At 45.3% G+C, this 22,355-nt stretch carries 18 protein-coding genes, 2 pseudogenes and 3 riboswitches; of the genes and pseudogenes, 10 read left to right on the forward strand and 10 right to left on the reverse strand.

Annotated features, from left to right (window positions below; genetic code table 11):
- Nucleotides 1-6: 6 nt before the first annotated feature.
- The 3 genes from NST18_RS04040 (at nt 7) to NST18_RS04050 (ending at nt 4,398) form a co-directional block, all read left to right on the forward strand.
- On the forward strand, nt 7-1,425 hold the full coding sequence (locus tag NST18_RS04040; protein WP_004891486.1) for a LutB/LldF family L-lactate oxidation iron-sulfur protein: 1,419 nt from the start codon (nt 7-9) through the stop codon (nt 1,423-1,425).
- Nucleotides 1,426-2,088 carry a LutC/YkgG family protein gene (locus tag NST18_RS04045; RefSeq protein ID WP_064214353.1) on the forward strand — a complete coding sequence of 221 codons (663 nt, stop codon included), beginning with the start codon at nt 1,426-1,428 and terminating at the stop codon, nt 2,086-2,088.
- Between the two features lie 153 nt (nt 2,089-2,241).
- On the forward strand, nt 2,242-4,398 hold the full coding sequence (locus NST18_RS04050; protein ID WP_035019245.1) for a PAS domain-containing sensor histidine kinase: 2,157 nt from the start codon (nt 2,242-2,244) through the stop codon (nt 4,396-4,398).
- 334 nt (nt 4,399-4,732) lie between these two features.
- Here NST18_RS04050 and mtnA read toward each other — a convergent pair whose 3' ends face one another.
- The 3 genes from mtnA to NST18_RS04065 all read right to left on the reverse strand — a co-directional run bounded on the left by mtnA (nt 4,733) and on the right by NST18_RS04065 (nt 8,001).
- Complete coding sequence (gene mtnA / locus NST18_RS04055; protein ID WP_004891475.1) at nt 4,733-5,770, reverse strand: S-methyl-5-thioribose-1-phosphate isomerase; 1,038 nt, start codon at nt 5,768-5,770, stop codon at nt 4,733-4,735.
- 7 nt (nt 5,771-5,777) lie between these two features.
- Complete coding sequence (gene mtnK / locus NST18_RS04060; protein WP_004891473.1) at nt 5,778-6,947, reverse strand: S-methyl-5-thioribose kinase; 1,170 nt, start codon at nt 6,945-6,947, stop codon at nt 5,778-5,780.
- Between the two features lie 72 nt (nt 6,948-7,019).
- A riboswitch (SAM riboswitch) is annotated at nt 7,020-7,119 on the reverse strand.
- An 87-nt stretch (nt 7,120-7,206) separates the two neighbouring features.
- Nucleotides 7,207-8,001, reverse strand: coding sequence for a carbon-nitrogen family hydrolase (locus NST18_RS04065; protein ID WP_004891470.1), 795 nt, complete (start codon nt 7,999-8,001; stop codon nt 7,207-7,209).
- A 96-nt stretch (nt 8,002-8,097) separates the two neighbouring features.
- On the opposite strand from NST18_RS04065, the gene NST18_RS04070 reads away from it, so the two are divergent.
- From NST18_RS04070 to NST18_RS04090, 5 genes are all read left to right on the forward strand, one after another.
- Nucleotides 8,098-9,270 carry a pyridoxal phosphate-dependent aminotransferase gene (locus NST18_RS04070; RefSeq protein ID WP_004891468.1) on the forward strand — a complete coding sequence of 391 codons (1,173 nt, stop codon included), beginning with the start codon at nt 8,098-8,100 and terminating at the stop codon, nt 9,268-9,270.
- Between the two features lie 90 nt (nt 9,271-9,360).
- Nucleotides 9,361-9,468: riboswitch (SAM riboswitch) on the forward strand.
- Between the two features lie 60 nt (nt 9,469-9,528).
- Nucleotides 9,529-10,749 carry a 2,3-diketo-5-methylthiopentyl-1-phosphate enolase gene (gene mtnW / locus NST18_RS04075; protein WP_064214354.1) on the forward strand — a complete coding sequence of 407 codons (1,221 nt, stop codon included), beginning with the start codon at nt 9,529-9,531 and terminating at the stop codon, nt 10,747-10,749.
- Nucleotides 10,746-11,405 carry a 2-hydroxy-3-keto-5-methylthiopentenyl-1-phosphate phosphatase gene (locus NST18_RS04080; protein ID WP_004891464.1) on the forward strand — a complete coding sequence of 220 codons (660 nt, stop codon included), beginning with the start codon at nt 10,746-10,748 and terminating at the stop codon, nt 11,403-11,405. Before mtnW ends, NST18_RS04080 begins: the two co-directional genes overlap by 4 nt.
- Nucleotides 11,402-12,007, forward strand: a complete 606-nt coding sequence (locus NST18_RS04085; protein ID WP_004891461.1) for a methylthioribulose 1-phosphate dehydratase — start codon at nt 11,402-11,404, stop codon at nt 12,005-12,007. Before NST18_RS04080 ends, NST18_RS04085 begins: the two co-directional genes overlap by 4 nt.
- 14 nt (nt 12,008-12,021) lie before the next feature.
- On the forward strand, nt 12,022-12,558 hold the full coding sequence (locus NST18_RS04090) for a 1,2-dihydroxy-3-keto-5-methylthiopentene dioxygenase (RefSeq protein ID WP_004891460.1): 537 nt from the start codon (nt 12,022-12,024) through the stop codon (nt 12,556-12,558).
- A gap of 8 nt (nt 12,559-12,566) precedes the next feature.
- Here the strand turns inward: NST18_RS04090 and NST18_RS04095 are convergent, their stop codons facing one another.
- The 4 genes and pseudogenes from NST18_RS04095 to NST18_RS04110 all read right to left on the reverse strand — a co-directional run bounded on the left by NST18_RS04095 (nt 12,567) and on the right by NST18_RS04110 (nt 17,118).
- Nucleotides 12,567-13,418: a DMT family transporter gene (locus NST18_RS04095; RefSeq protein WP_064214355.1), complete on the reverse strand. Its 852-nt coding sequence runs from the start codon at nt 13,416-13,418 to the stop codon at nt 12,567-12,569.
- A gap of 12 nt (nt 13,419-13,430) precedes the next feature.
- Nucleotides 13,431-14,165 (reverse strand): annotated as a pseudogene (locus NST18_RS04100) (ZIP family metal transporter).
- Between the two features lie 11 nt (nt 14,166-14,176).
- Nucleotides 14,177-15,592, reverse strand: coding sequence for an ATP-binding protein (locus tag NST18_RS04105; protein WP_004891456.1), 1,416 nt, complete (start codon nt 15,590-15,592; stop codon nt 14,177-14,179).
- 104 nt (nt 15,593-15,696) lie between these two features.
- Nucleotides 15,697-17,118 carry an amino acid permease gene (locus NST18_RS04110; RefSeq protein WP_004891455.1) on the reverse strand — a complete coding sequence of 474 codons (1,422 nt, stop codon included), beginning with the start codon at nt 17,116-17,118 and terminating at the stop codon, nt 15,697-15,699.
- A gap of 129 nt (nt 17,119-17,247) precedes the next feature.
- Nucleotides 17,248-17,426: riboswitch (Lysine riboswitch) on the reverse strand.
- A 138-nt stretch (nt 17,427-17,564) separates the two neighbouring features.
- Between NST18_RS04110 and NST18_RS04115 the strand changes: the two are divergent.
- Together NST18_RS04115 and NST18_RS04120 are read left to right on the forward strand one after the other, a co-directional pair.
- Nucleotides 17,565-17,687: pseudogene (locus tag NST18_RS04115) on the forward strand (TetR/AcrR family transcriptional regulator); the annotation flags it as partial.
- 124 nt (nt 17,688-17,811) lie between these two features.
- Nucleotides 17,812-19,914 (forward strand): ATP-dependent Clp protease ATP-binding subunit, encoded by a 2,103-nt coding sequence (locus NST18_RS04120; RefSeq protein ID WP_064214356.1) that lies wholly within the window; start codon nt 17,812-17,814, stop codon nt 19,912-19,914.
- A gap of 97 nt (nt 19,915-20,011) precedes the next feature.
- Here the strand turns inward: NST18_RS04120 and NST18_RS04125 are convergent, their stop codons facing one another.
- The 3 genes from NST18_RS04125 to NST18_RS04135 all read right to left on the reverse strand — a co-directional run bounded on the left by NST18_RS04125 (nt 20,012) and on the right by NST18_RS04135 (nt 22,353).
- Entirely contained in the window at nt 20,012-20,221 is a 210-nt protein-coding gene (locus NST18_RS04125; protein WP_340721248.1) for an MspI family type II restriction endonuclease, read from the reverse strand.
- Between the two features lie 67 nt (nt 20,222-20,288).
- Nucleotides 20,289-21,695: a sensor histidine kinase gene (locus NST18_RS04130; RefSeq protein WP_340721249.1), complete on the reverse strand. Its 1,407-nt coding sequence runs from the start codon at nt 21,693-21,695 to the stop codon at nt 20,289-20,291.
- Nucleotides 21,682-22,353, reverse strand: coding sequence for a response regulator transcription factor (locus tag NST18_RS04135; protein ID WP_004891448.1), 672 nt, complete (start codon nt 22,351-22,353; stop codon nt 21,682-21,684). Before NST18_RS04135 ends, NST18_RS04130 begins: the two co-directional genes overlap by 14 nt.
- Between the last annotated feature and the right edge of the window lie 2 nt (nt 22,354-22,355).

Genomic DNA, 22,355 nt, shown 5'->3' on the forward strand with positions numbered 1-22,355 from the left:
ATTCATATGGCGATGAAAATTAACATGGGAGAGTTTCACGAACGCGTCGAGAAAGGAATTCATAATACGTTTATGCGCGGAGCGGTTGCTGGAGCGCAAGAGCGGCTGCGCACGCGCCGGTTGGAAGCAGCTGCTGAGCTTGGCAACTGGGAAGAGTGGCGCGCGCTCGGAGAAGAAATTCGCCAACATACACTTGAAAACTTAGACTATTATTTAATGCAACTGAGCGAAAATGTAAAAAAGCGCGGCGGCCATGTGTTTTTTGCGCAAACGGCAGAAGAAGCGAACGACTACATTTGCCGCGTCGTTGCAAGCAAACAAGCGAAAAAAATTGTGAAATCGAAATCGATGGTGACGGAAGAAATTCATATGAATGCCGCATTAGAGAAGCTTGGCTGTGAAGTCATTGAAACGGATCTTGGTGAATACATTTTGCAAGTCGACGACCACGATCCACCGTCTCATATCGTTGCGCCGGCGCTTCATAAAAATAAAGAACAAATTCGCGACGTATTTAAGGAAAAGTTAGCGTACACAAAAACGGAAAAGCCGGAAGAGCTTGCCCTTCATGCGCGCCATATGCTTCGCCATGAATATATGACAGCTGATGTGGGCATTACCGGATGCAATTTTGCGATTGCGGAATCCGGTTCGATTACGCTCGTGACGAACGAAGGAAACGCCGATTTAGTCACCGCATTGCCGAAAACACAAATTACAGTCATGGGAATGGAGCGCATCGTACCGACGTTTGAAGAAATGGAAGTGCTCGTTAGTTTACTGACGAGGAGTGCGGTCGGGCAAAAGTTGACGAGCTACATTACCGTATTAACCGGTCCGCGCGAGGAAGGGGAAGTGGATGGACCAGAAGAATTTCATCTCGTCATTGTCGATAACGGGCGTTCTGACATTTTAGGAACGGAATTTCAGTCGGTGTTACAATGCATTCGCTGCGCGGCTTGCGTCAACGTCTGCCCGGTATATCGCCATATCGGCGGTCATTCATACGGTTCGATTTATTCCGGGCCGATCGGGGCGGTATTGTCCCCGCTTCTTGGCGGTTACGATGATTATAAAGAATTGCCGTATGCGTCCACGTTATGCGCGGCATGTACGGAAGCGTGCCCGGTTAAAATTCCGCTTCATGAACTGTTGTTAAAACATCGTCAAACGATTGTCGAACGGGAAGGAAAAGCGCCGATTTCAGAAAAATTAGCGATGAAAGCGTTCGGATTAGGTGCGGCATCGTCGCTTTTATATAAAATCGGGTCAAAAGTGGCGCCGAGCGCTATGAATCCGTTTACCGTCAACGACCGCATTTCGAAAGGACCGGGACCGTTAAAAGCGTGGACGGACATTCGCGAGTTTCCAGCGCCAGAAAAAGAGCGATTCCGCGACTGGTTGAAACAAAGGGGGAACGAATAAATGGAAGCTTTTTTACAACGAATTGCTTCACGACTTGGACGCGATGTGCGTACGTCTGTAGAACGCCCGAAATGGAAACATGCCCCGCAACATACCGTATTTCAAGGGTATAGCCAAGACGAGTTGCTTGATGAATTAAAAAAGCAATGTACGCGCATTCATACGACGCTTGTCGAAACGACAGCAGATTGTCTCGTTGACGCGATAGACGACGTTATAGCGGCACATGGCGGCGGCCCGATTGTCGTCGCAAACGATGAGCGTTACGAGCAGTTTGGATTAAGCTCGCTTTTCACGCGCGAAGATGTACACGTATGGGATCATACGCTCGGACGGGCGAATATCGAAGCGGCTGAGCGAGCCAATATTGGCATCACCTTTAGCGACATCACATTAGCTGAATCAGGAACGGTTGTGCTATTAAACAACCGCGATCAAGGGAGAACGATTAGCTTTTTACCGACGACGTATGTGGCGCTTATTCCGAAAAGTACAATCGTTCCCCGAATGACGCAAGCGGCGCACATCATTCGGGAGAAGCATGTTCCGTCATGCATCAATTTCATTACAGGTCCGAGCAACTCCGCAGATATTGAAATGAACTTAGTTGTCGGCGTGCATGGGCCGGTGAAAGCAACATATATCGTCATTACCGATCGATGAGCAGCGAACAAGCTGCTCTTTTTTATTCCGATCAGATTAGTGAAATTATCAGAAAGTTAAGAAGGAATAACAAAAAATGTAGCGAATATAATCAAAAATATAGTAGAGAGGGAGTTAGTCGGGGAGGGAAACCATTTGAGTGCGAAAGGAAATATGATTGAAAAACCTCAATCCATCCACATGGCCAACCAAGAAAAAGAAGCGATAGAGGAGAAAATTCGTCAATATCGTTTTATTTTTGAACAAGCGATAGATGCGATTGCGTTAGTGAATAAAGACGGTGCGTTTATCGACATGAATGAAGCGGCGTGCCGCCTGTTTCGTGCGTCAAAAGAAAAACTGCTACAAAAACATTTTCAAGACTATTTGCATCTTGTTCCTGAACATATTTTCCAATTTCAAAAACAAATGCTTCATAAGTTCGGGTCATACGATGACGAGCTTGTCATCCGTTTAGCTGATGGCGAAACGAAGCATGTGCAATTGTTTATGCGCCGCCACCCATCATTTGATTTATACATCATCCGCGACATTTCCTCAAAAAAAGTGCTTGAGCGTGAACGTTCGATTAACGAAACGTTATTTAAAGATTTGTTTAACCGCGCAGGTGATAGCATCATCATTTTTGATGCACGAGGGCGATTTATTGATGCGAATCCTTCCTTTTGCGCGAGCGTCAACGCAAACAAAGAGGAGCTGTGCAAGCTTTCTATTCAAACATTTATCCCGATCGAATATCATCATTTGTTCGAACAACTGTTGCTGATGTTAAAGCGCACAGGGACAGTATCGAGCGAACTGCCGTTTATTTTAGCGGACGGCATGCAAAAGTTGTTTGAAATGACGCTCACGGCGAACGTACATAGCGGCTTTTTTATGGCGATTATGCGCGACGTCACCGAAAAGCGAAATATGGAAATGAACTTACAGCGAAGTGAAGAGCGATTTCGTGCCATTTTTGAACAAGCTCACGAAGCGATTTTCATTTGCGATGATTTTGGCAACATTTTGCGCGCCAACCCTGCGGCAAGCCGAACGTTTGAATTGCCGCTCCACGATCTTGTCCGTGCGAACTTAATGCAGTTTATTGATGCAAAAGATGAAAAAGTACGTCGCGTATTACGGCAATTTTTCCGCGACGGAGAAATTCGCGACGAATTAACGTTTCATATGCCAAATGGAGAGCGAAAACAGCTTGAATTTACGTCAAAAAAAGGAGTCATTAACGGCTACCATTTAACGATTTTTCGCAACGTTAGCGAACGTAAAAAAATGGAGAAAGAGTTGCGCGAACAAGAACAAAAGTTTCGCAGCATATTTAATCATGCGATGGACGGGATGATGTTAATTGACGATGAGCAGCGCATTTTTGATGCGAATCCGGTAGCGTGTCGCATTTTCGCTTTAAAAAAAGAACAGTTGATCGGAAAACGTGTGCACGCTTTTATCGAAACGAATCATTTAAAACATTTTCAAACGTGGTTGAGCGAAGCAGGGGAAGAAGAATTCGTCATGGTGGACGGAAAAGGGAAACAAAGAATTGTTGAACTGTCGTTTAAACGAAACGTCATTGAACATGTTGGACTTATGATGGTGCGCGACATCACGGAGAAAAAAGAAATGGAAGAACGTCTGCGCAAGTCGGATACGTTAAACGTCGTCGGGCAGCTTGCGGCAGGAATCGCCCATGAAATTCGCAACCCGATGACGGCGTTAAAAGGGTTTATTCAACTGTTACAAGGAAGCATGAGTCATGAGAGCGAAACGTATCATATGTACTTCGAGGTCATTACGTCGGAATTAAAACGAATTGAATCGATTATTACCGAGTTTCTCGTGCTCGCTAAACCGCAAGCCACTCATTATGAAAAAAACGATGTCGCGAAAGTGATGCAAGAGACGGTTGACTTATTAAGCGTGCAAGCGACGATGCATAACATTCAAATTGAAGCCACATATGAGCCGGTTCCGCCCGTTTATTGCGATTCGAAACAACTGAAACAAGTGTTTATTAACATGTTAAAAAATGCGATCGAAGTGATGCCAAAAGGCGGGACGATTACCGTGTCCGTTCAGCATGTCGACGAAGGCGTGCGCATTGCCATTCGCGACCAAGGTTGCGGCATTCCGAAAGAAAAAATAAAAAAAATAGGCGAGCCGTTTTATACGACGAAAGAGCGCGGAACGGGACTTGGCTTAATGGTCAGCTATAAAATTATTGAAGAACATCGCGGACGCATCGATATTGAAAGCGAAGTAGGTGTCGGCACGACGTTTTATATTACTCTGCCAGCGACGAACGATATGTAGTACAATAGACTGACAGCTAAAGAGGTGGATATGATGTCTTCGTTCGGCAGTAAGCGAACTGCTTGAAGGACGTCGATACGTTATCGTATAGCCATTTTACAACGGAAGATTTCGCAAAGTTAAAACAAATTGATGAACTCATTGCCCGCACAAGCAAGAAATATTTGCCGAAGTCATTCGTCTCATCGATGAACTCATCGAAAAAGTCGAAAAAGAACGGACGTTTGAAACCCACCTCGCATAAGGTGGGTTTATTTTTTTACGATATGGGACAACGCAAGTGCGAAAATTAAAATGGCGCCTTTGACAATATCTTGAGCGTAATATGGCACGTTCACACGAAAACCTCCTCAAATAATGTCGGTAGCTTCGTTTTGTAGTCGCCAGACACGATGCCTTTTTCGGTAATGATGCCGGTAATGAGTTCATGCGGCGTAACGTCAAATGCAGGATTGTACACGTTCACATTCGGCGCGATGTTTACACCAGCGATATGGGTCACTTCTTCTTTCGCCCGTTCTTCAATCGGAATGTCGTCGCCTGTTTCCGTCTGTAAGTCGATCGTCGATAGCGGAGCGGCGACGTAAAACGGAATGTTGAACGCGTTCGCTAAAATCGCTAAGCCGAGCGTGCCGATTTTGTTCGCTGTATCGCCGTTGGCGGCAATGCGATCGGCGCCGACGATGACTGCGGAAATATGTTTGGCTTTCATCGTTTGCGCTGCCATATTGTCTGTAATGAGCGTCACATCGACGCCAGCTTGCGAAAGTTCCCAAGCGGTAAGTCGCGCACCTTGCAGCACAGGGCGCGTTTCGCAAGCGTACGCATGAAGCGTCATTCCTTTTTCTTTCGCTAAATGAAACGGTGCGAGCGCCGTGCCGTATCGGGCGGTAGCAATCGCCCCCGCATTGCAAATTGTCATGATGCGGTCGCCGTCTTGGAACAAAGAAAGGGCATGTTCGCCGATGCGTCGGCATACGTCTTCATCTTCAACTTGAATGCAAATCGCTTCATGAATGAGCGTCGTTTTCGCTTCATTGACCGAGGTGGCGTTGGCGACGCTTTTCATAAGCCGGTCAAGCGCCCAAAATAAATTGACGGCAGTCGGGCGCGAGCTCGCTAAATAGTCGCGGTCGCGCTTTAAATTGGCGTGAAACTGTGCTAAGTCGTTTGTTTCATATGATTTTGCCGCAAGCGCTAACCCGAAGGCAGCAGTCATGCCGATCGCCGGCGCCCCGCGCACTTTTAACGCGACGATCGCGTCCCATACGTCTTTTATGTTTTTTAAGTCTAAATATTCAGTCTTATGAGGCAACGCTTGTTGGTTTAAAATCGTAATATGCGTATCATGCCATTGTACAGATTTCATCATTTTCCTCCTAGCTGTTGACATGTGCGGTTTGTTGTACGAGACGTTTGATAGCATGAATCGGCAAATGTTCACGTTGCACGATGAGTTCGCGTCCGAGGCGAAGAGCGTGCCGTTTTGCTTCTAGCCGCCGTTCAAGCGGCAATTCATCGAGGTCCGCCACATGCGCTAAGCCGATCGTGCGGCGAATGACTTCGCAACCCGCAAATCCGATCGCTTCGACGAGCGCGTCGCTTACGATGTCGTCGAGCACGAAAGAAACGCGCGCATACGGTTCGTTGCTTTCTTGCCAACATGTTGTAAATGTACGAACAAACACGTCCCACGTTTTTTCAATATGCGTAAAGAGCGGCTCGCGTTCGCTTTCATGGCGAGAGAGGGCGTTTAATAGTAAATTGGCAAAAAATTGCCCTAAATCAAAGCCGATCGGACCGTAAAATGCAAATTCTGGATCAATTACTTTCGTGTCATCGTCGCTTGCGAATATGCTTCCGGTATGTAAGTCGCCATGAAGCAACACGTCTGCTTTTGTTAAAAAGAGCCGTTTTAATTTCGCTGCTTCGCGCTTGAGTTCATCATCTTGCCAAAGCTGCTCGACATCAGCACGAAGCTCCGTTTCAAAGCTGTTCGTGTCGTGGTCAAAAAACGGGTCGGTAAAGACGAGATCTTCCGTAATTTTACAAAGTTCAGGGTTTGTAAATTGTTGGGCGAGCTTCTTTTTTTGTTGTTGATTCATGCCAAAATCAGACGTATAAAACGCCGTTTTCGCGACAAACTCGCCGATATGTTCAGAAAGCTTCGGAAATGTTTTTCCTTCGATCAGCCCGCGACGTGCAATTTGTAAATGGGATAAATCTTCCATCACCGTAATCGCTAAAGTCTCATCGGAATAATACACTTTTGGTACATACTGAGGGACGTAGCTTGCGAACGTGCGCAACGCTTGGCTTTCGATTGTCGCGCGCTTTAATGTAAGCGGCCAGCTTTCGCCGACGACTTTCGCGTACGGCAATGCTTGTTTTATGATGATGCTGTCGTTTGTGCGCTCGTTGACGATGCGAAAGACGAGGTTTAAGTTGCCATCGCCAATTTCTTGGCATGAAAGAAGCGCATCTTCTTGGAATAGCCCTAAACGAATCGCGAGCGCGACCGCCTTTTGCTCTGTTAACGGTTCGTACATAGTAATTCCTCCCTTAGCATAAATAAAAAACCTCTTTCGCTGAACGAAAGAGGTTTGAAGTTTGCTTCGCACCTCTTATCTCTCAGCCTACTGCTGCAAGAATTAGCACCGTGCGTCATCGCCGGTTGCCGGGTTTCATCGGGCTCGTCCCTCCACCTGCTCTTGATAAGAGTGTTTATCATTATTTGAATGTTTTGAATAGTGAAAACGTTTCGTGAATTCGCTTGATTTGAATCATACATCGCTTCTCGCTTGTTTGTCAATCTTTTTTTTCAAAAATTTTATACACGTCTGGACGACGATCGGCAAAAATCGGGATGCGGGCGCGTACGCGTTGTACTTCGCTTATGTCGATCGTTGCCTTGATGACTGTTTCTTGTTCGCTTCCTTCTGCAAGAATATTTCCCCACGGATCGATAATCATCGAATGCCCAGCAAACGTGTTGTTCGGGTCTTTTCCTGCGCGGTTGCACGCGACGACGTAACATTGATTTTCGATCGCTCGCGCCATTAATAACGTGCGCCAATGATGAAGGCGCGAAAGGGGCCATTCCGCAACGACAAATAACACTTCCGCACCGTTTAGCGTATGCGCGCGAATCCATTCTGGAAAGCGAATGTCATAACAAATGACGCCTGCGCCCGTCACACCGTCAAGCGAAAATATACCCGTCGTTTCCCCAGCTTGCAAATGTTTATGTTCATCCATCAATTTGAACAAATGAAGTTTACTATATTCACAAACGACATCGCCGTTTCGATGGACGATATACATCGTATTCGTTATGTTGTCCGCCACTTTTTTCGCGACCGATCCACCGACGATATGCACACGATACGTGCGGGCAAGTTCGGAAAGAAACGCCTTCGTTTGTTCGCCGTTTTCATCGGCAATATGAGTAAGCCTCGTTAAATCGTAACCTGTCGTCCATAGTTCAGGTAAAACGACGACATCGGCTTCTTTCGCGATTTGTTCCATGTAGCGCACGACTGTTTGTTTATTTTTTTCCGGTGCTCCAAACGCAATGTCCATTTGCACGCAAGCGATATTCATCTCATTCACCTCAAAAAAATTTTCTTTACATTTTGATTTTTACGATATATGATTCTTGACTAGAATTTCAACCTTTTTGTGAAGTAGGTGTGAAAAATGAAAACATTTCCGCAATCGAACTTGTTACAGCAACTTCCGAAGCAATTTTTTGCTTCGCTCGTGCAAAAAGTGAACGCAGTCATTGCCAAAGGGCATGATGTCATTAATCTCGGACAAGGAAATCCAGATCAGCCGACACCAGCGCACATTGTAAGCGCGATGCAACAGGCGGTAGCAAAGCCTAAGTATCATAAATATTCACCATTTCGCGGCTATTCGTTTTTGAAAGAAGCAGTGGCGACGTTTTATAAACGCGAGTATGGCGTGACGATTGATCCTGAAAAAGAAGTCGCTATTTTGTTTGGCGGAAAAGCAGGGCTTGTTGAAATGCCGCTTTGCTTATTAAATTCGGGCGATGTTGTGCTCGTTCCTGATCCCGGTTATCCAGACTATTGGTCGGGGGTCGTGCTTGCGCGGGCGCGCATGGAAATGATGCCGCTACGGGCGGAAAACGGCTTTTTACCTAATTACGAGGAGCTAAACAAAGATGTCGTTCGCAAGGCGAAACTGATGTTTTTAAACTATCCGAACAATCCGACCGGCGCAACCGCAACGAAATCGTTTTTTCAAGACACGGTTTCGTTTGCTGAAAAACATCGTATCGGTGTTGTACACGATTTCGCATACGGAGCGATCGGCTTTGACGGGAAAAAGCCAGTAAGCTTTTTACAAGTCGAAGGGGCCAAAGACGTCGGCATTGAAATTTATACGTTCTCAAAAACGTACAATATGGCAGGATGGCGCATCGGTTTTGCGGTCGGTAACGAAAGCATGATCGAAGCGATCAACGTATTACAAGACCATTTATACGTCAGCATGTTCGGGGCGATTCAAGAAGCGGCAGCAGTCGCACTACTTGATTCGCAACAATGCGTCGCCGAGCTTGTCGCGACGTATGAAGCAAGAAGAAACACGTTCGTTCATGCATTGCGTGACATCGGCTGGGATGTGCAAGCGCCAGCAGGTTCGTTTTTCGCTTGGCTTCCGGTGCCAAACGGCTATACGTCGGAAACGTTTGCTGACCTTTTGCTTCAAAAAGCGCACGTGGCGGTCGCTCCGGGCATTGGGTTTGGCGAACATGGGGAAGGCTATGTGCGCACAGGGCTGCTCACAAGCGAAGCAAGACTTCAAGAAGCAGCGGAACGCATCGGGCGGTTGCAACTTTTTTAAAAAAATGATTGACAAACGCCACATGTGCTGTCATAATTCGAATTAAATTTGTGAAAAACGAACTGTTTGAAAAATTTTATACATTGCGAATTCTTATCAAGAGTAGGCGGAGGGACGAGCCCGATGAAGCCCGGCAACCGACTTAACAAGTGTTAAGCACGGTGCTAATTCTCGCAGCAGTGCGCTGAGAGATAAGAAGAGACGAACGATTGAGCCTCTTCTTATGAAGAGGTTTTTTATTTGTAAAGGAGTGGGAGTATGATTACCGCAACGTATTTGATTCATGATGACAAAGATTTGGCGAAAAAAGCGGAAGGAATCGCGCTTGGGCTCACTGTCGGTTCGTGGACCGATTTGCCGCAGCTTGAACAAGAGCAGTTAAAAAAGCATAAAGGCATCGTCGACTGTATCGAACAGCTGGACGAAGACGAGCGCGTCAATACGTATTTCGGGAAGCGGCTTAAACGGGCGCTCGTGCGCATTTCGTATCCGAGCGTCAATTTTAGCGCCGATTTTCCAGCGATTTTGACGACGACGTTTGGGAAGTTGTCGCTTGACGGAACGATTAAACTCGTTGATCTTACGTTTTCGGATGAATTAAAACGGGCATTTCCCGGTCCACGCTTTGGCATTGACGGCATTCGCGAAAAGCTTGGCGTCTTTGACCGTCCGCTTGTGATGAGCATTTTTAAAGCGGTCATTGGGCGTGATTTACAATACGTCACCGAACAATTAAAACTGCAAGCGCTTGGCGGCGTCGATCTCGTCAAAGATGATGAAATTTTGTTTGATAACGACCTTACCCCTTTTGAAAAACGGATCGTCGCAGGAAAACAAGCGCTACAAGACGTGTACGAACAAACAGGGCATCGGACGTTATATGCGGTCAATTTAACAGGTAAAACGTTTGAACTAAAAGACAAAGCGAAGCGTGCGGCGGAGCTAGGGGCGGACGTGTTGTTGTTTAACGTGTTTACATACGGACTTGACGTGTTGCAAGCGCTTCGTGAAGATGATGACATTCGTTTGCCGATTATGGCGCATCCGTCGTTTAGCGGAGCGATCGCTTCGTCGCACGTGTATGGCGTCAGTTATGCGCTTTTACTTGGGAAATTGTTGCGCATGGCAGGGGCAGATTTTTCGCTCTTTCCATCGCCGTACGGAAGCGTTGCGCTTGAAAAGCAACAGGCGCTCGCCATTTCTGAGGAGTTGACGAAAGAAGATTTGTTTTTACGCGCATTCCCTGTTCCATCTGCCGGCATTCATCCAGGGCTTGTGCCGCTTCTTATGCGCGACTTTGGCATCGATTGTGTCATTAACGCGGGCGGTGGAGTGCACGGACATCCGCAAGGCGCTGTCGGTGGCGGGCAAGCGTTTCGCGCCGCGGTGGAAGCGGTGCTTTCTGGGCGTTCGCTTCATGAGGCTGCGACGGAAAACGAAGCGTTAAAACAAGCGCTTGACTTATGGGGGAGCGCATGATGAAGCCGGTCATTTTTTGCGATTTTGATGGGACGATTACGTTAAACGATAATATTATTGCTTTAATGAAACAGTTTGCTCCGCCGGAGTGGGAAGCGATCAAAGACGATATATTGGCGCAGGCATGTACGGTGCAGGAAGGAGTCGGGCGCATGTTTTCGTTGTTGCCGACGACGCTGAAAGAAGACATCGTGCAATTTCTGATTGACACCGCCCGCATTCGCGACGGATTTTCCGACTTTGTCGCGTTTACGAACGAACGGCAAATCCCGCTTTATATCGTGAGCGGCGGCATCGACTTTTTCGTTTATCCGCTGCTTGACGGACTGATTGAAAAAGAGCGCATTTTTTGTAATAGCGCCGATTTTAGCGGGGAAACGATCCACATTACGTGGCCGTATGCGTGCGATGAACATTGCGAAAATGAATGCGGGTGCTGCAAGCCGTCGCTTCTTCGTAAACTCGCGCCAAAAGGGGCAAAAACGATTGTGATTGGCGATTCCATTACCGATTTAGCGGCGGCGAAACTAGCCGATCACGTCATCGCGCGCGACTTTTTACTTGAAAAATGCCGTGAGCTAAACTTACCGCATACGCCGTTTACGACGTTTTATGACGTCATTCATGTGTTGAAAGAGAGCGAGGTGATTGTATGAAAGAGAAATGGGAAGAGCTAGCGGAAGTCAAACGAGAGCTAGCGGCGCGCGACTGGTTTATGGCGACAAGCGGCAATTTGTCGCTGAAAGTGAGCGATGAGCCGCTTACCTTTCTTGTCACCGCAAGCGGAAAAGATAAACGAAAAGAGACGGCGGAAGATTTTTTACTTGTCGATGCTGACGGACAGCCAGCGGAGGCGACGCACTTGAAACCGTCCGCAGAAACGTTATTACATGTCGAAATTTACAACAAAACGAACGCCGGTTGCGTTTTGCACGTGCATACGGTCGACAACAATATCGTTTCAGAACTGTACGGTGACGAAGGGGAAGTCGTCTTTTCGAATCAAGAAATAATTAAAGCGTTCGGATTATGGGAGGAAGATGCACAATTTCGCATTCCGATTATTCCGAATTTCGCCCATATTCCGACGTTAGCAAAAGCGTTCGCCGACCATGTCCATGGAGATGCTGGTGCGGTGCTTATTCGCAACCACGGCATTACCGTTTGGGGAAAAGATGTGTTAGAGGCGAAAAAGTTTTTAGAAGCGTGCGAGTTTTTATGTCAATATCATGTGAAATTATTGCTTATTAAACGATAAGGGGGAAAATATGTATGGCAGTCATTAAAGTGCGAAACACAGGGGAAGTGATTGAAGGAAAAGAAAACGTTGCGGCGTTTTTAAACAACCAAGGGGTGTTGTATGAACGGTGGGATGCAAGCAAACTTCCTGCTCATTTACAAAACAAGTTTGTATTAACAGACGAAGAAAAAGCGGACATTTTAGCGACGTTTCAGACGGAAATTGAAGATTTAGCGAAGCGGAGAGGCTATAAAACGTGGGACGTCGTGGCGCTTTGTGAACAAACGCCAAATTTAGAAGAGTTGTTGAAAAAATTTGAACAAGTGCATACACATACGGAAGATGAAGTGCGGGCGATCGTCGCTGGTCATGGCATTTTCGTCATTAAGGGCGATGAACAAACAGGTTATTTTGACGTTGAACTAGAGGCAGGCGACGTTATTTCCGTACCAGAAGGAAATCCGCATTTCTTTACGTTAATGGACGACCGTCAAGTCGTTGCCGTCCGTTTGTTTATTGATCCATCCGGATGGGTGGCACATCCATACGTAGAAAAAGAAGGGGAATAACGCCCCTTCTATTTTTTTGTAAACAGCACAACGCCTGTGATCGTAATGAACGAACCGATCCATTGTGCCACCGTTAACGTTTCATGAAGCAATATGTATGCAAACAATGCGGTAAAAAGCGGATTAAAATTTAAAAACATCCCTGCTGTTGTGGCACCGACTTGTTTCACGCCGACGTTCCAAAGAAACATCGCAAGCACTGTCGCCCCGATGCTCGTATAGATGAGCGCAAGCAAAAACGAGACGTTTACGTGATGAACGGAAAAGGAAGATACAAATGGCAACAATCCAACGACGCCAAAGACGCCTGACCAAAACGTTGCCGCAAGCGGAGAATACCATTTCATGACCGCTTTTGCGCATGCGGAATAGATGCCCCAAACGATGACGGCAGCGATCATCCATACATCGCCGATATTGACGTGTAGCACGCGATGAAGCTGTCCGTGCGTCATAAATAAAAGGACGCCGATAAGGGAGACGGTCATGGCTAACCATTGTCTCATCGTCAGTTTCTCACGGTATACGACGTAAGCAACAAGCGCAATCGCCATCGGATTTAACGTTGAGATGAGCCCGACGTGATCGGCCGATGTGTAGCGAAGCGCCTGAAACATAAAAACGTTAAATAATACGACGCCTGTCATGCCCATCGCAATAAGCGGGATAATGCCGCGTTTTTGCAGGCGGACGGACCGTTCTTTTTTTAATACGATCGGAAATAAAAAAAGAACTGCGATCGTCCAGCGCATAAACGTTAATGAAAGGGGGGAGGCGTGCGGCACGAGCAGTTTGCTTGCGACAAAGTTGCCTCCCCATAGTGCGCTTGTCAATAAAAGAAGCATATAATATTTCGACATGATCCTCATCCTTTAAAACGTTTCGATTAAAAAGACCATCAGTAACAATCCGATAATAAAGGCATACGTGGACGATTGTTCGTTTCCGTCGCCATGGCTTTCCGGGATCAACTCTTTATAAATGATAAACAACATCGCGCCAGCTGCGAACGCCAAACCGTACGGAACGAGCGAATCGACGACGGACGTTAAATAATAGCCAGCGATCGAAGCGACGAGTTCAATAAGTCCTGTGCCCATCGCCATGAAAAACGCTTTTCCTTTTGAAATGCGTTGATTAAATAAAAAAAGCGCAACGAGCAATCCTTCTGGAGCGTTTTGAAAGCCGATCGCTAAGGCGATTAAGTTGCCGATTTCGCCCCCTTCCCAAGAGGCGTAGCTCACGCCAACTGATAGTCCTTCCGGGATGTTATGGAGCGTAATGGCGGCGAGCACAAGGAGCGATTTTTTATCAACAGCTATGCTGCTTTCAGTATGCTTTAAATCAATATGCGGCACCATTTTTTCAAGAAGCGTTAACGTCAATACGCCGATGCATAGTCCAACCGCAAGCGAGAGAAACGTTCCTGAAGATAGCGCTTGAGGAATGAGGCCGAGCATGGATGCTGCCATCATGACTCAAGCGGTAAACGCAAGCAACATATCGCGCCATTGGTGCGTAAGGGAGCGCGATAAAAATAAAATGGGAATCGCGCCAGCACCTGTTGCTAGCGCAGATAACGTACTGCCAACAAGCATGTCAAACATGTTTCCACCTCCTACTGTAAAGGAAGGCGAACGGTAATCGTCGTTCCTTTATTTTCTATACTATGAATGTCGATCGTTCCTTCATGCATGTCAACGATTCGTTTACATATGACAAGCCCGAGTCCTGTTCCCGTTTGCTTCGATGTGACAAACGGTTGAAACAGTTTGTTTTTTACGTCGTTTGGAATGCCGCATCCATTGTCCGCCACTTGCAGCACCGCCCAGTCGTTTTGTTTCGTCAGCAAAATCGTTAGCTCACCGCCATCGGTCATCGCTTCGATCGCATTTTTTGCTAAATTTAAAACGACTTGTTTTAAATGGTCTTTATAACAGCGAATAGGTAAAGGTACGCGAGCGCATTGCAACGAATACACGACGTTATGCAAATGCGCTTGCGATTCAATAATTGGATGAATGCTTAAAACGATATTGTTCAAATCGCACGTTTCAAGTTTTTGTGCCGTCGGTTTGCCGAGAATTAAAAACTCATTGACGATGTCGTTAATGCGTGTAATTTCGTTTTGAATGACCGAAAAATAAAGTTGTGATTCGGTATCTTTATGCTTTTCACTCAACAGTTGGATAAATCCTTTAATGCCGGCAAGCGGGTTGCGAATTTCATGCGCGGTGCTTGCGGCGAGTGTGCCGACTAATTCAAGTTTTTGTGCTTCGGTCTCTATGCGTTCAAGCATCGTTTGCCGTTTTAATAACCAATATTGAATCAGTAGCCAAACAATATGGATGGCGACGATCAGCAATAAGATGTATGGAAGGGATGTTTGCACATTTTGTTTCATCGTTACGTGCGGCACGTTCGCTTCAATTATCCATGGTGCATAATTTAAATGAACCGTCACCGTTTGTTGTGATGGGCGAATGTCGTTTGTTGCCAACAACATCGTTCCACGCTCATCATATAAACGAAACGATGCGTCTTGGTCAATGATTTTCATCCGTTTTTTTATGTAATCCATACGTAATTCCGCCACAAAAAAACCGACTGTATCACTTGTTTTTTCATCGACAATCGGTGTGACGATTGTTGTTGTATGATCGCTGTCAATGACCGTTTGTTTTGTCGTTTTCGCCAATCGCATCGCTGAACTTGTACTTTCAGAAAAAAACGATATGTGATGAAAACGAACGTCTTGTTTTTCTATTTGTTGCAACATGTCGTTTATGTCTTTTTCGCTTAACATCGCCATATGTTTGCTAACCATAAACGCTAACGTCTCGAGTTTTGTCGTTGTCTCCGCAAGAAAGCGATCGAGATCGTTTTTATGTATATTCGCAAACAAGAGCGTTTCTTCGAGCAATTGTTGTTGCTGTTGTTCATCTTGCCAAAGCACAATCCACGCGCTTCCTACAAGGCATGGGATCATAACAAGCAAGATGTACAACCATCGTCTCATTCTCTCTCTCCCCATATACGCTCCCTCAACAAAACAAAATTCAAGGAATATTATAACATAAAGATGAAAAAAAGACTGAGAAAATGAAAAAACCCCGCCAAATATGGACGGGGGTTTTGTTATGCTGATTGTTTTTGTTTGTTCGGTTGTTCGTTATGTTGTTTGACAACAAGCGGATAGAAAAGTAAGCTGCTTGCAAGCAAGGCGACGCCGAGCAAAAATGTTTTCATATCGGCCGTTCCTGCTTTGACGAGCCAAATGGAATAAACGGTCGCAAGAAGGGCGATGATGCCGTCTGTCATTCGTTGTTTCGTCGTTTCATATGTTTCACCCGTCCAAACGAGCTTCAATTGGAAGACGGAGGCGATGAAATACGGAACGAGATACGATAATGTTGCAATATAAATGACGAAATCAAATGCGGCCGCCATTGAGTTTGAAATCGTTGAAAAAATAAATAATTGGGCAATCATATTTGAGACGATTAAAGAAAAGCGCGGCATGCTTTTTTCGTTTTCTTGTAAAAAGGCGCGAATAAATAATCCTTGTTTCGCTGCTTGGTACGGCACTTCAGCACTTAAAAAAATCCAGCCGAGCGTTGAGCCGATTAAACTAATTAAACCGAGTCCGGCAAGCAGTTGCGATCCGATAGGACCTAATACCGTACCGATTGCATCGACGAGCGGTTTTTCAGATTGAATGAGCACATCTTGTTTTAACAGACCCATGACGAGTATGCTAATGCCAATATAAATGGCTAAAGCAATGAATAGTCCGACAATCGTTGCGCGTTTGACATCGCTTTGTTTTCGGGCACGCGAAGCAAAAACGATCGCTGATTCAATGCCGATAAACGCCCAAAGTGTGCTTAACGCGACGTTGTTAATTTGCGAAAGCAATCCGAGCGTATGACCTGCTTCATCGTAACGCGGAGCAACAAACGGTTGGAGATAGCTTTTTTCAAACGCAAACAATCCGATAACAATGAATAAGAAAAAGCCAAGCACTTTCGTTGCCGTTGCGACAAAGTTCAACTTTCCGGCACTTTCTGCTCCTTGTAAAATGATCGCATGCATCATCCATAAAAGTGCGGTGCAGACGAGAAACGTGAGCAGATTGCCAAGTTTTAATGTAAATGAGCCAACAGAGAAGACGACATGTCCGCTCGTTAAAATAGGGAAGAACGTCGATAAATAACTAGCAAACGTCGTAATGATCGCAACGTTTCCAGCGACGTTGCCGATCCAATAGCCCCAAGAAGCCATAAAACCGGATAAAATGGATGCTTTTGAACCTTTCGGAAACAGTTCCTTCGCGTAAATTTGCGGTCCGCCGTTTAATTCCGGTTTACGAATAGCTAAATTGCCAAAAATGATCGCAATCATTAACACCCCAGCCCCCGTCAGCAGCCAACCGAGCAACACGCCAGCAGGGCTTGCCGCCTCAGCAAGCGAGCGCGGAAGCATAAAAATGCCCGATCCGACCATATTGCCGACAACGAGCGCTGTCAATAACCAAAACCCGAGTTGTTGTTGTTTCATGTTCGTCATCCTTTCATTCATGATTATGGCGACGCAGGCGGGCGGAGGGCTGTTGTCATACGAAAAATAAAAAAGTGCACCCTAAGTTTTCAACGGGTGCACAATATATGACACATCCGCATCAAACTTAAGATCGATAGCTCTCCACCGCATGCGCGATGACAGTCCTGCACCTATTCGGTCACAGGCCCAGCTTATAGCGCCAGAGCACGCTATAAACTTCGGCGACAAATCCTTTCATTCCACTTCATCGGCGTCTCTGCGCCTCGATGAAACTACTCTTATTTGCCGCGACCTCTATCTCATCTTAGTTGACGAGAAAGATTTCGTATTTCATTGTCGTTTCTATCGTACAAAAATCTTTTCCTTTCGTCAACGAAAAAATTTTTAGCACATATTTACAAGAAGGGAACGGAATATATATAATATCCACTTCCGCCGGAAAGGTCACGACAATTGCCGGTTTTTTATTAACGCGCCTTATCGTCATGCCGGATTATCCGTGGGATGATGAAAAAGAAATCGATCGGACGATTCAGTTTTTGATGAATGGGTTGAAGAAAACATGATAGGGAATTTTTCTATCATTTTTTTTATTTTTTTTTAAAAAAGGTCTTGAAAATCAAAAAAGGTCAAATTATAATAAAGACAGAAAGGTCAAATATAGTCAAAGTCAAAAGGAGGTTGGTGCCTATGATGTGCCAAGTATGTAAACAAAAACAAGCGAACGTCTTTTTACACGTGCAAGTCAATAACGAAAAACAACAATTACACCTTTGCGATGCGTGCTATGAAAAACAAAAACAACAATTAAAAGTTCCAGCAGGATTCCACTTCGATCATTTCGATCAATTGTTCTCCGACTTCTTCGCACCGCTGACTAGCGAATCTGTTTCCCATGTCCAACAACAACAAGAACAACAACCGAAACGAAATGGATTGCTTGATCAATTCGGTCGCAACTTAACACAACTTGCGAAAGCAGGACTTATCGATCCGGTTATCGGACGCGAAAAAGAAATTGAACGCGTCATCGAAATTTTAAATCGCCGCAATAAAAACAATCCGGTACTCATCGGTGAACCAGGTGTCGGTAAAACGGCGATCGTAGAAGGATTAGCGCTTAAAATTGCCGAAGGGTCTGTTCCGACGAAATTGTTAAATAAAGAAGTGTACGTGCTTGACGTTGCATCGCTCGTTGCCAATACAGGCATTCGCGGTCAATTTGAAGAACGAATGAAGCAATTAATTGCCGAATTGCAACAACGGAAAAACGTCATTTTATTCATCGATGAAATTCATTTACTCGTCGGAGCAGGTTCGGCAGAAGGCTCGATGGACGCAAGCAACATATTAAAACCGACGCTTGCTCGCGGCGAATTACAAATCATCGGCGCAACAACGTTAAAAGAATATCGTCAAATTGAAAAAGACGCTGCGCTTGAACGCCGTTTCCAACCTGTCATCGTCCATGAACCGACGATCGAGCAAGCGATTAACATGTTAAAAGGCATTCAGCCAAAATATGAACAATTCCATCAAGTGAAATATACAGATGAAGCGATTCACGCCTGCGTCACATTGTCGCATCGCTACATTCAAGACCGCTTCCTTCCTGACAAAGCGATTGACTTATTAGACGAAGCGGGCTCAAAAGTAAGCTTAAAAGCGACACCGACAAATAAAGAAGCGATCGAACAACGTCTCGAACAAATTAGAAAAGAAAAAGAAAAAGCTGCGCAAGAAGAAAACTACGAATTAGCGGCGAAATTGCGCACAGAAGAATTGCAACTTGAAAAACAATTACAACAAAACGGACAAGCGGAACAACCTGTCGTTGACGTCATTCACATTCAACAAATCATTGAAGAAAAAACAGGCATCCCAGTCGGCAAATTACAAGCTGAGGAACAAACGAAAATGAAACATTTAGAAGAAAACTTAGCGAAAAAAGTGATCGGTCAAGAAGAAGCGGTGAGAAAAATCGCGAAAGCCATTCGCAGAAGCCGCGCTGGCTTAAAAGCGAAAAACCGTCCGATCGGTTCGTTCTTATTCGTCGGTCCGACTGGCGTAGGTAAAACAGAATTATCGAAGACGCTTGCTGAACAATTATTCGGCTCAAAAGATGCGATGATTCGCTTAGATATGAGCGAATATATGGAAAAACATGCTGTATCGAAACTTATCGGTGCACCTCCTGGCTACATTGGTCATGAAGAAGCTGGTCAATTGACGGAAAAAGTGCGCCGCAACCCTTACAGCATCATTTTGCTTGATGAAATGGAAAAAGCGCATCCAGACGTTCAACATATGTTCTTGCAAATTTTAGAAGATGGTCGTTTAACAGATAGCCAAGGCCGCACCGTCAGCTTTAAAGATACGGTCATCATTATGACATCAAACGCTGGTACGATCGGAGAAGGTGACTTACTTCAACGCCTCAGCCTATACTTTAAACCAGAATTTTTAAACCGTCTCGACGCCATTGTCGAATTTAAACCGCTTGAAAAAGCGCATATGTTGCAAATCGTTGACCTTATGCTTGCGGAATTGCAACGTACGCTCGCTGAACAACATGTGACGATGACGATTAGCGACAAAGCGAAAGAAAAATTAGCTGAACTCGGCTATCATCCAACGTTCGGTGCTCGTCCGCTCCGCCGTGTCATTCAAGAACATGTCGAAGATCAAATTGCCGACGTGCTGCTTGATGAGCATGATGTGCGCACGATCCATATCGACGTAGAGGACGATCGCATCGTCGTAAAAGCTGAAAAACATGAGAAGGTGTCCTAAAAGATTTGGACACCTTCTTACATTTTCCAAATAGAAAAAGTTAAACGATCTTTCCTTTTAGCTGTATGGATTTTCCTTTTTTCTTAGATGGATAAGTCTATTGAAAAGGAGTTCCCATTTGTCCTTTCGTATTTTGTAGTATATTTTTAATGTACGTATCCATTTTTTCCATTTCTATCTCTTTTGTTTCATTTTTGAAAACAACCATATATTTTGCCCAATGAATCTTTGGATCCCCATAGCCTCCAATTCCTGCATAAGCCCATTGCGCTAATTTTTTATTGAGGTTAGGGAGTTCATTTTCCATTATTTTTAGGAATAGCATGTAATTTCATCGCGCTGTGTCCTTCTAATCATGGGGTAAGTCTGTTGTACTATATCGCATCGTATAGCGGCAATTCGATGTATACGGTCGTTCCATTCCCTCGTTCGCTTTCAAAACGAATCGAGCCGCCGTGTAGCTTGACAATTTGTTTAGTAATCGCAATGCCAAGTCCTGTGCCGCCATGTTCGCGCGAGCGCGAGCGGTCGGCGCGGAAAAATCGTTCGCCTAATCGTTCGATATCTTCTTTTGACATGCCGCATCCGGAGTCAGCGATCATGAGTTCGCACATCGGCTGTTTGTTTACTGCACGCAACGAAATCGTTCCGCCGAAAGAAGTATAGCGCAACGCATTATCGAGCATATTTTGCAACACTTGTTCGATACGGTCGGGATCGCCATCGACGATTAAGTCGTGATCGAGGTCAAGCAAAAGGCGAATGTTTTTTTCTTGCAACATCGGTTCATATTTTTCAATCGTCTCCTCGACTAATTGTGCAATTGAAAATGGTGTGCGTACAAGCGGATACGTGCCTTCGAGTTGTGCTAAATCGAGCAAATCGCGCACGAGGCGTTGCATGCGGCTCGCCTCGCGATGAATGAGTTTTATATATTTTTTTTGTTGCGCTTCATCTTTCACGACGTCGTCTAGTAGCGCTTCGCTATATCCTTTCACATAGCTTAGCGGCGTGCGCAATTCATGAGAGACGTTTGCTAAAAATTCTTTTTTTCGTTCATCTTCTTGCGCGAGCGCTTTTGCCATTTGGTTAAATGTTTTGGCAAGTTGCCCAATTTCGTCTTCCGCTTCGACGTTCACTTGTGCGGAAAAATCGCCTTGCGAGACGCGATAGGCGGCTTGTTGCATATGTTGCAGCGGTTTCGTGAAATGCATCGCGATTTTTCGTCCGACAAATACAGTAATGAGTAAAAAAAAGCTTCCACCAATAATGATGAACGTTTGAATGCGCTTAAGCACATCTTCAATCGATGCAAGCGGCACGTACAAATATAAAATGCTCATGAGGCGATGTTCATCGAGTAGCGGGATGATGACACCGACAATATGCCGATTAAATGTTTGTTCATATCCTTTTTTCGTTACCGTTTTTCCAGCGAGTAGTTGTTGTCGTTCCGCTTCGCTAATAATCGCATGATGGTCGACTTCAAACGGCAAGCATGCGCTCAATTCACGTGGGTTGTTCACGAGTACAATTTCCGTATCGGATACGTCATTGATGATAGAAACGGTGTTGCGAAACGAGTCGGTGAGTGCACCGCCTTTATATTTTGCGGCAATGTTCATTCCTTCTTGTAATAAACGTTGTTCGACGTTGGTGATATAAATGTTTTCATATATATAAACAGCAACAGCATATAAAAGCAACACCGCAAGCATTAAAAAGGCGCTAATCGTTAGCCATAGTTTTTGTTGGAGTGAGAGAGAATTAAATCGTTTCATCAAATTTATATCCCACTCCCCATACTGTTTGAATGCACTGTCCGGCTTCGCCGAGTTTAATGCGCAACGTTTTAATATGCGTATCGACGGTGCGCGTGCTGCCGACGTAATGAATGCCCCAAACGCGATCTAACAGCTGTTCGCGTGTAAATACTTGACCGCGATGTTTGACAAACAACACGAGCAGTTCAAACTCTTTTAACGTTAATACAACCGGTTTTCCGTTTACGATCACTTTTCGTGCTTTTTCATCAACAACAATTGGGCCTGCTTCATATGACGTCGTTACGTCTGTTCCTTTCGTTCGGCGAAGGACAGCGTGCACGCGTGCGACGACTTCATTTGGGCTAAACGGTTTCACGATGTAGTCGTCCGCGCCAATTTGTAATCCATAAACGCGATCCCACTCATCGCTTCGTGCTGTTAAAAAAATGATCGGCACTTGCGAACGTTCACGCACGTGCATGCAAAAGCGGTAGCCGTCTAGTTTTGGCATCATAATATCGAGCAAAATTAAATCGATATGTTTTCGTCCGAACTCGGCAAGTCCAGCTTCACCGTCTTCTGCTTCGATGCACGTAAACCCTTCAGGTTCTAAATAAAGACGAAGCAATTCACGCATTTCTTTTTCATCGTCAACAATTAAAATCGTTGGCATAT

The organism is Anoxybacillus sp. FSL W8-0104 (genome assembly GCF_038004465.1).
In the GTDB taxonomy this organism is placed as follows: domain Bacteria; phylum Bacillota; class Bacilli; order Bacillales; family Anoxybacillaceae; genus Anoxybacillus; species Anoxybacillus flavithermus_G.

What these genes read in the sequence shown, in the direction of transcription:
- NST18_RS04040 (WP_004891486.1), top strand. Translation starts at nt 7, where the DNA reads ATGGCGATGAAAATTAACATGGGAGAGTTTCACGAACGCGTCGAGAAA.
- NST18_RS04045 (WP_064214353.1), top strand. Translation starts at nt 1,426, where the DNA reads ATGGAAGCTTTTTTACAACGAATTGCTTCACGACTTGGACGCGATGTG.
- NST18_RS04050 (WP_035019245.1), top strand. Translation starts at nt 2,242, where the DNA reads ATGATTGAAAAACCTCAATCCATCCACATGGCCAACCAAGAAAAAGAA.
- mtnA (WP_004891475.1), bottom strand. Translation starts at nt 5,770, where the DNA reads ATGATGAAATCTGTACAATGGCATGATACGCATATTACGATTTTAAAC.
- mtnK (WP_004891473.1), bottom strand. Translation starts at nt 6,947, where the DNA reads ATGTACGAACCGTTAACAGAGCAAAAGGCGGTCGCGCTCGCGATTCGT.
- NST18_RS04065 (WP_004891470.1), bottom strand. Translation starts at nt 8,001, where the DNA reads ATGAATATCGCTTGCGTGCAAATGGACATTGCGTTTGGAGCACCGGAA.
- NST18_RS04070 (WP_004891468.1), top strand. Translation starts at nt 8,098, where the DNA reads ATGAAAACATTTCCGCAATCGAACTTGTTACAGCAACTTCCGAAGCAA.
- mtnW (WP_064214354.1), top strand. Translation starts at nt 9,529, where the DNA reads ATGATTACCGCAACGTATTTGATTCATGATGACAAAGATTTGGCGAAA.
- NST18_RS04080 (WP_004891464.1), top strand. Translation starts at nt 10,746, where the DNA reads ATGATGAAGCCGGTCATTTTTTGCGATTTTGATGGGACGATTACGTTA.
- NST18_RS04085 (WP_004891461.1), top strand. Translation starts at nt 11,402, where the DNA reads ATGAAAGAGAAATGGGAAGAGCTAGCGGAAGTCAAACGAGAGCTAGCG.
- NST18_RS04090 (WP_004891460.1), top strand. Translation starts at nt 12,022, where the DNA reads ATGGCAGTCATTAAAGTGCGAAACACAGGGGAAGTGATTGAAGGAAAA.
- NST18_RS04095 (WP_064214355.1), bottom strand. Translation starts at nt 13,418, where the DNA reads ATGTCGAAATATTATATGCTTCTTTTATTGACAAGCGCACTATGGGGA.
- NST18_RS04105 (WP_004891456.1), bottom strand. Translation starts at nt 15,592, where the DNA reads ATGGGGAGAGAGAGAATGAGACGATGGTTGTACATCTTGCTTGTTATG.
- NST18_RS04110 (WP_004891455.1), bottom strand. Translation starts at nt 17,118, where the DNA reads ATGAAACAACAACAACTCGGGTTTTGGTTATTGACAGCGCTCGTTGTC.
- NST18_RS04120 (WP_064214356.1), top strand. Translation starts at nt 17,812, where the DNA reads ATGATGTGCCAAGTATGTAAACAAAAACAAGCGAACGTCTTTTTACAC.
- NST18_RS04125 (WP_340721248.1), bottom strand. Translation starts at nt 20,221, where the DNA reads ATGGAAAATGAACTCCCTAACCTCAATAAAAAATTAGCGCAATGGGCT.
- NST18_RS04130 (WP_340721249.1), bottom strand. Translation starts at nt 21,695, where the DNA reads ATGAAACGATTTAATTCTCTCTCACTCCAACAAAAACTATGGCTAACG.
- NST18_RS04135 (WP_004891448.1), bottom strand. Translation starts at nt 22,353, where the DNA reads ATGCCAACGATTTTAATTGTTGACGATGAAAAAGAAATGCGTGAATTG.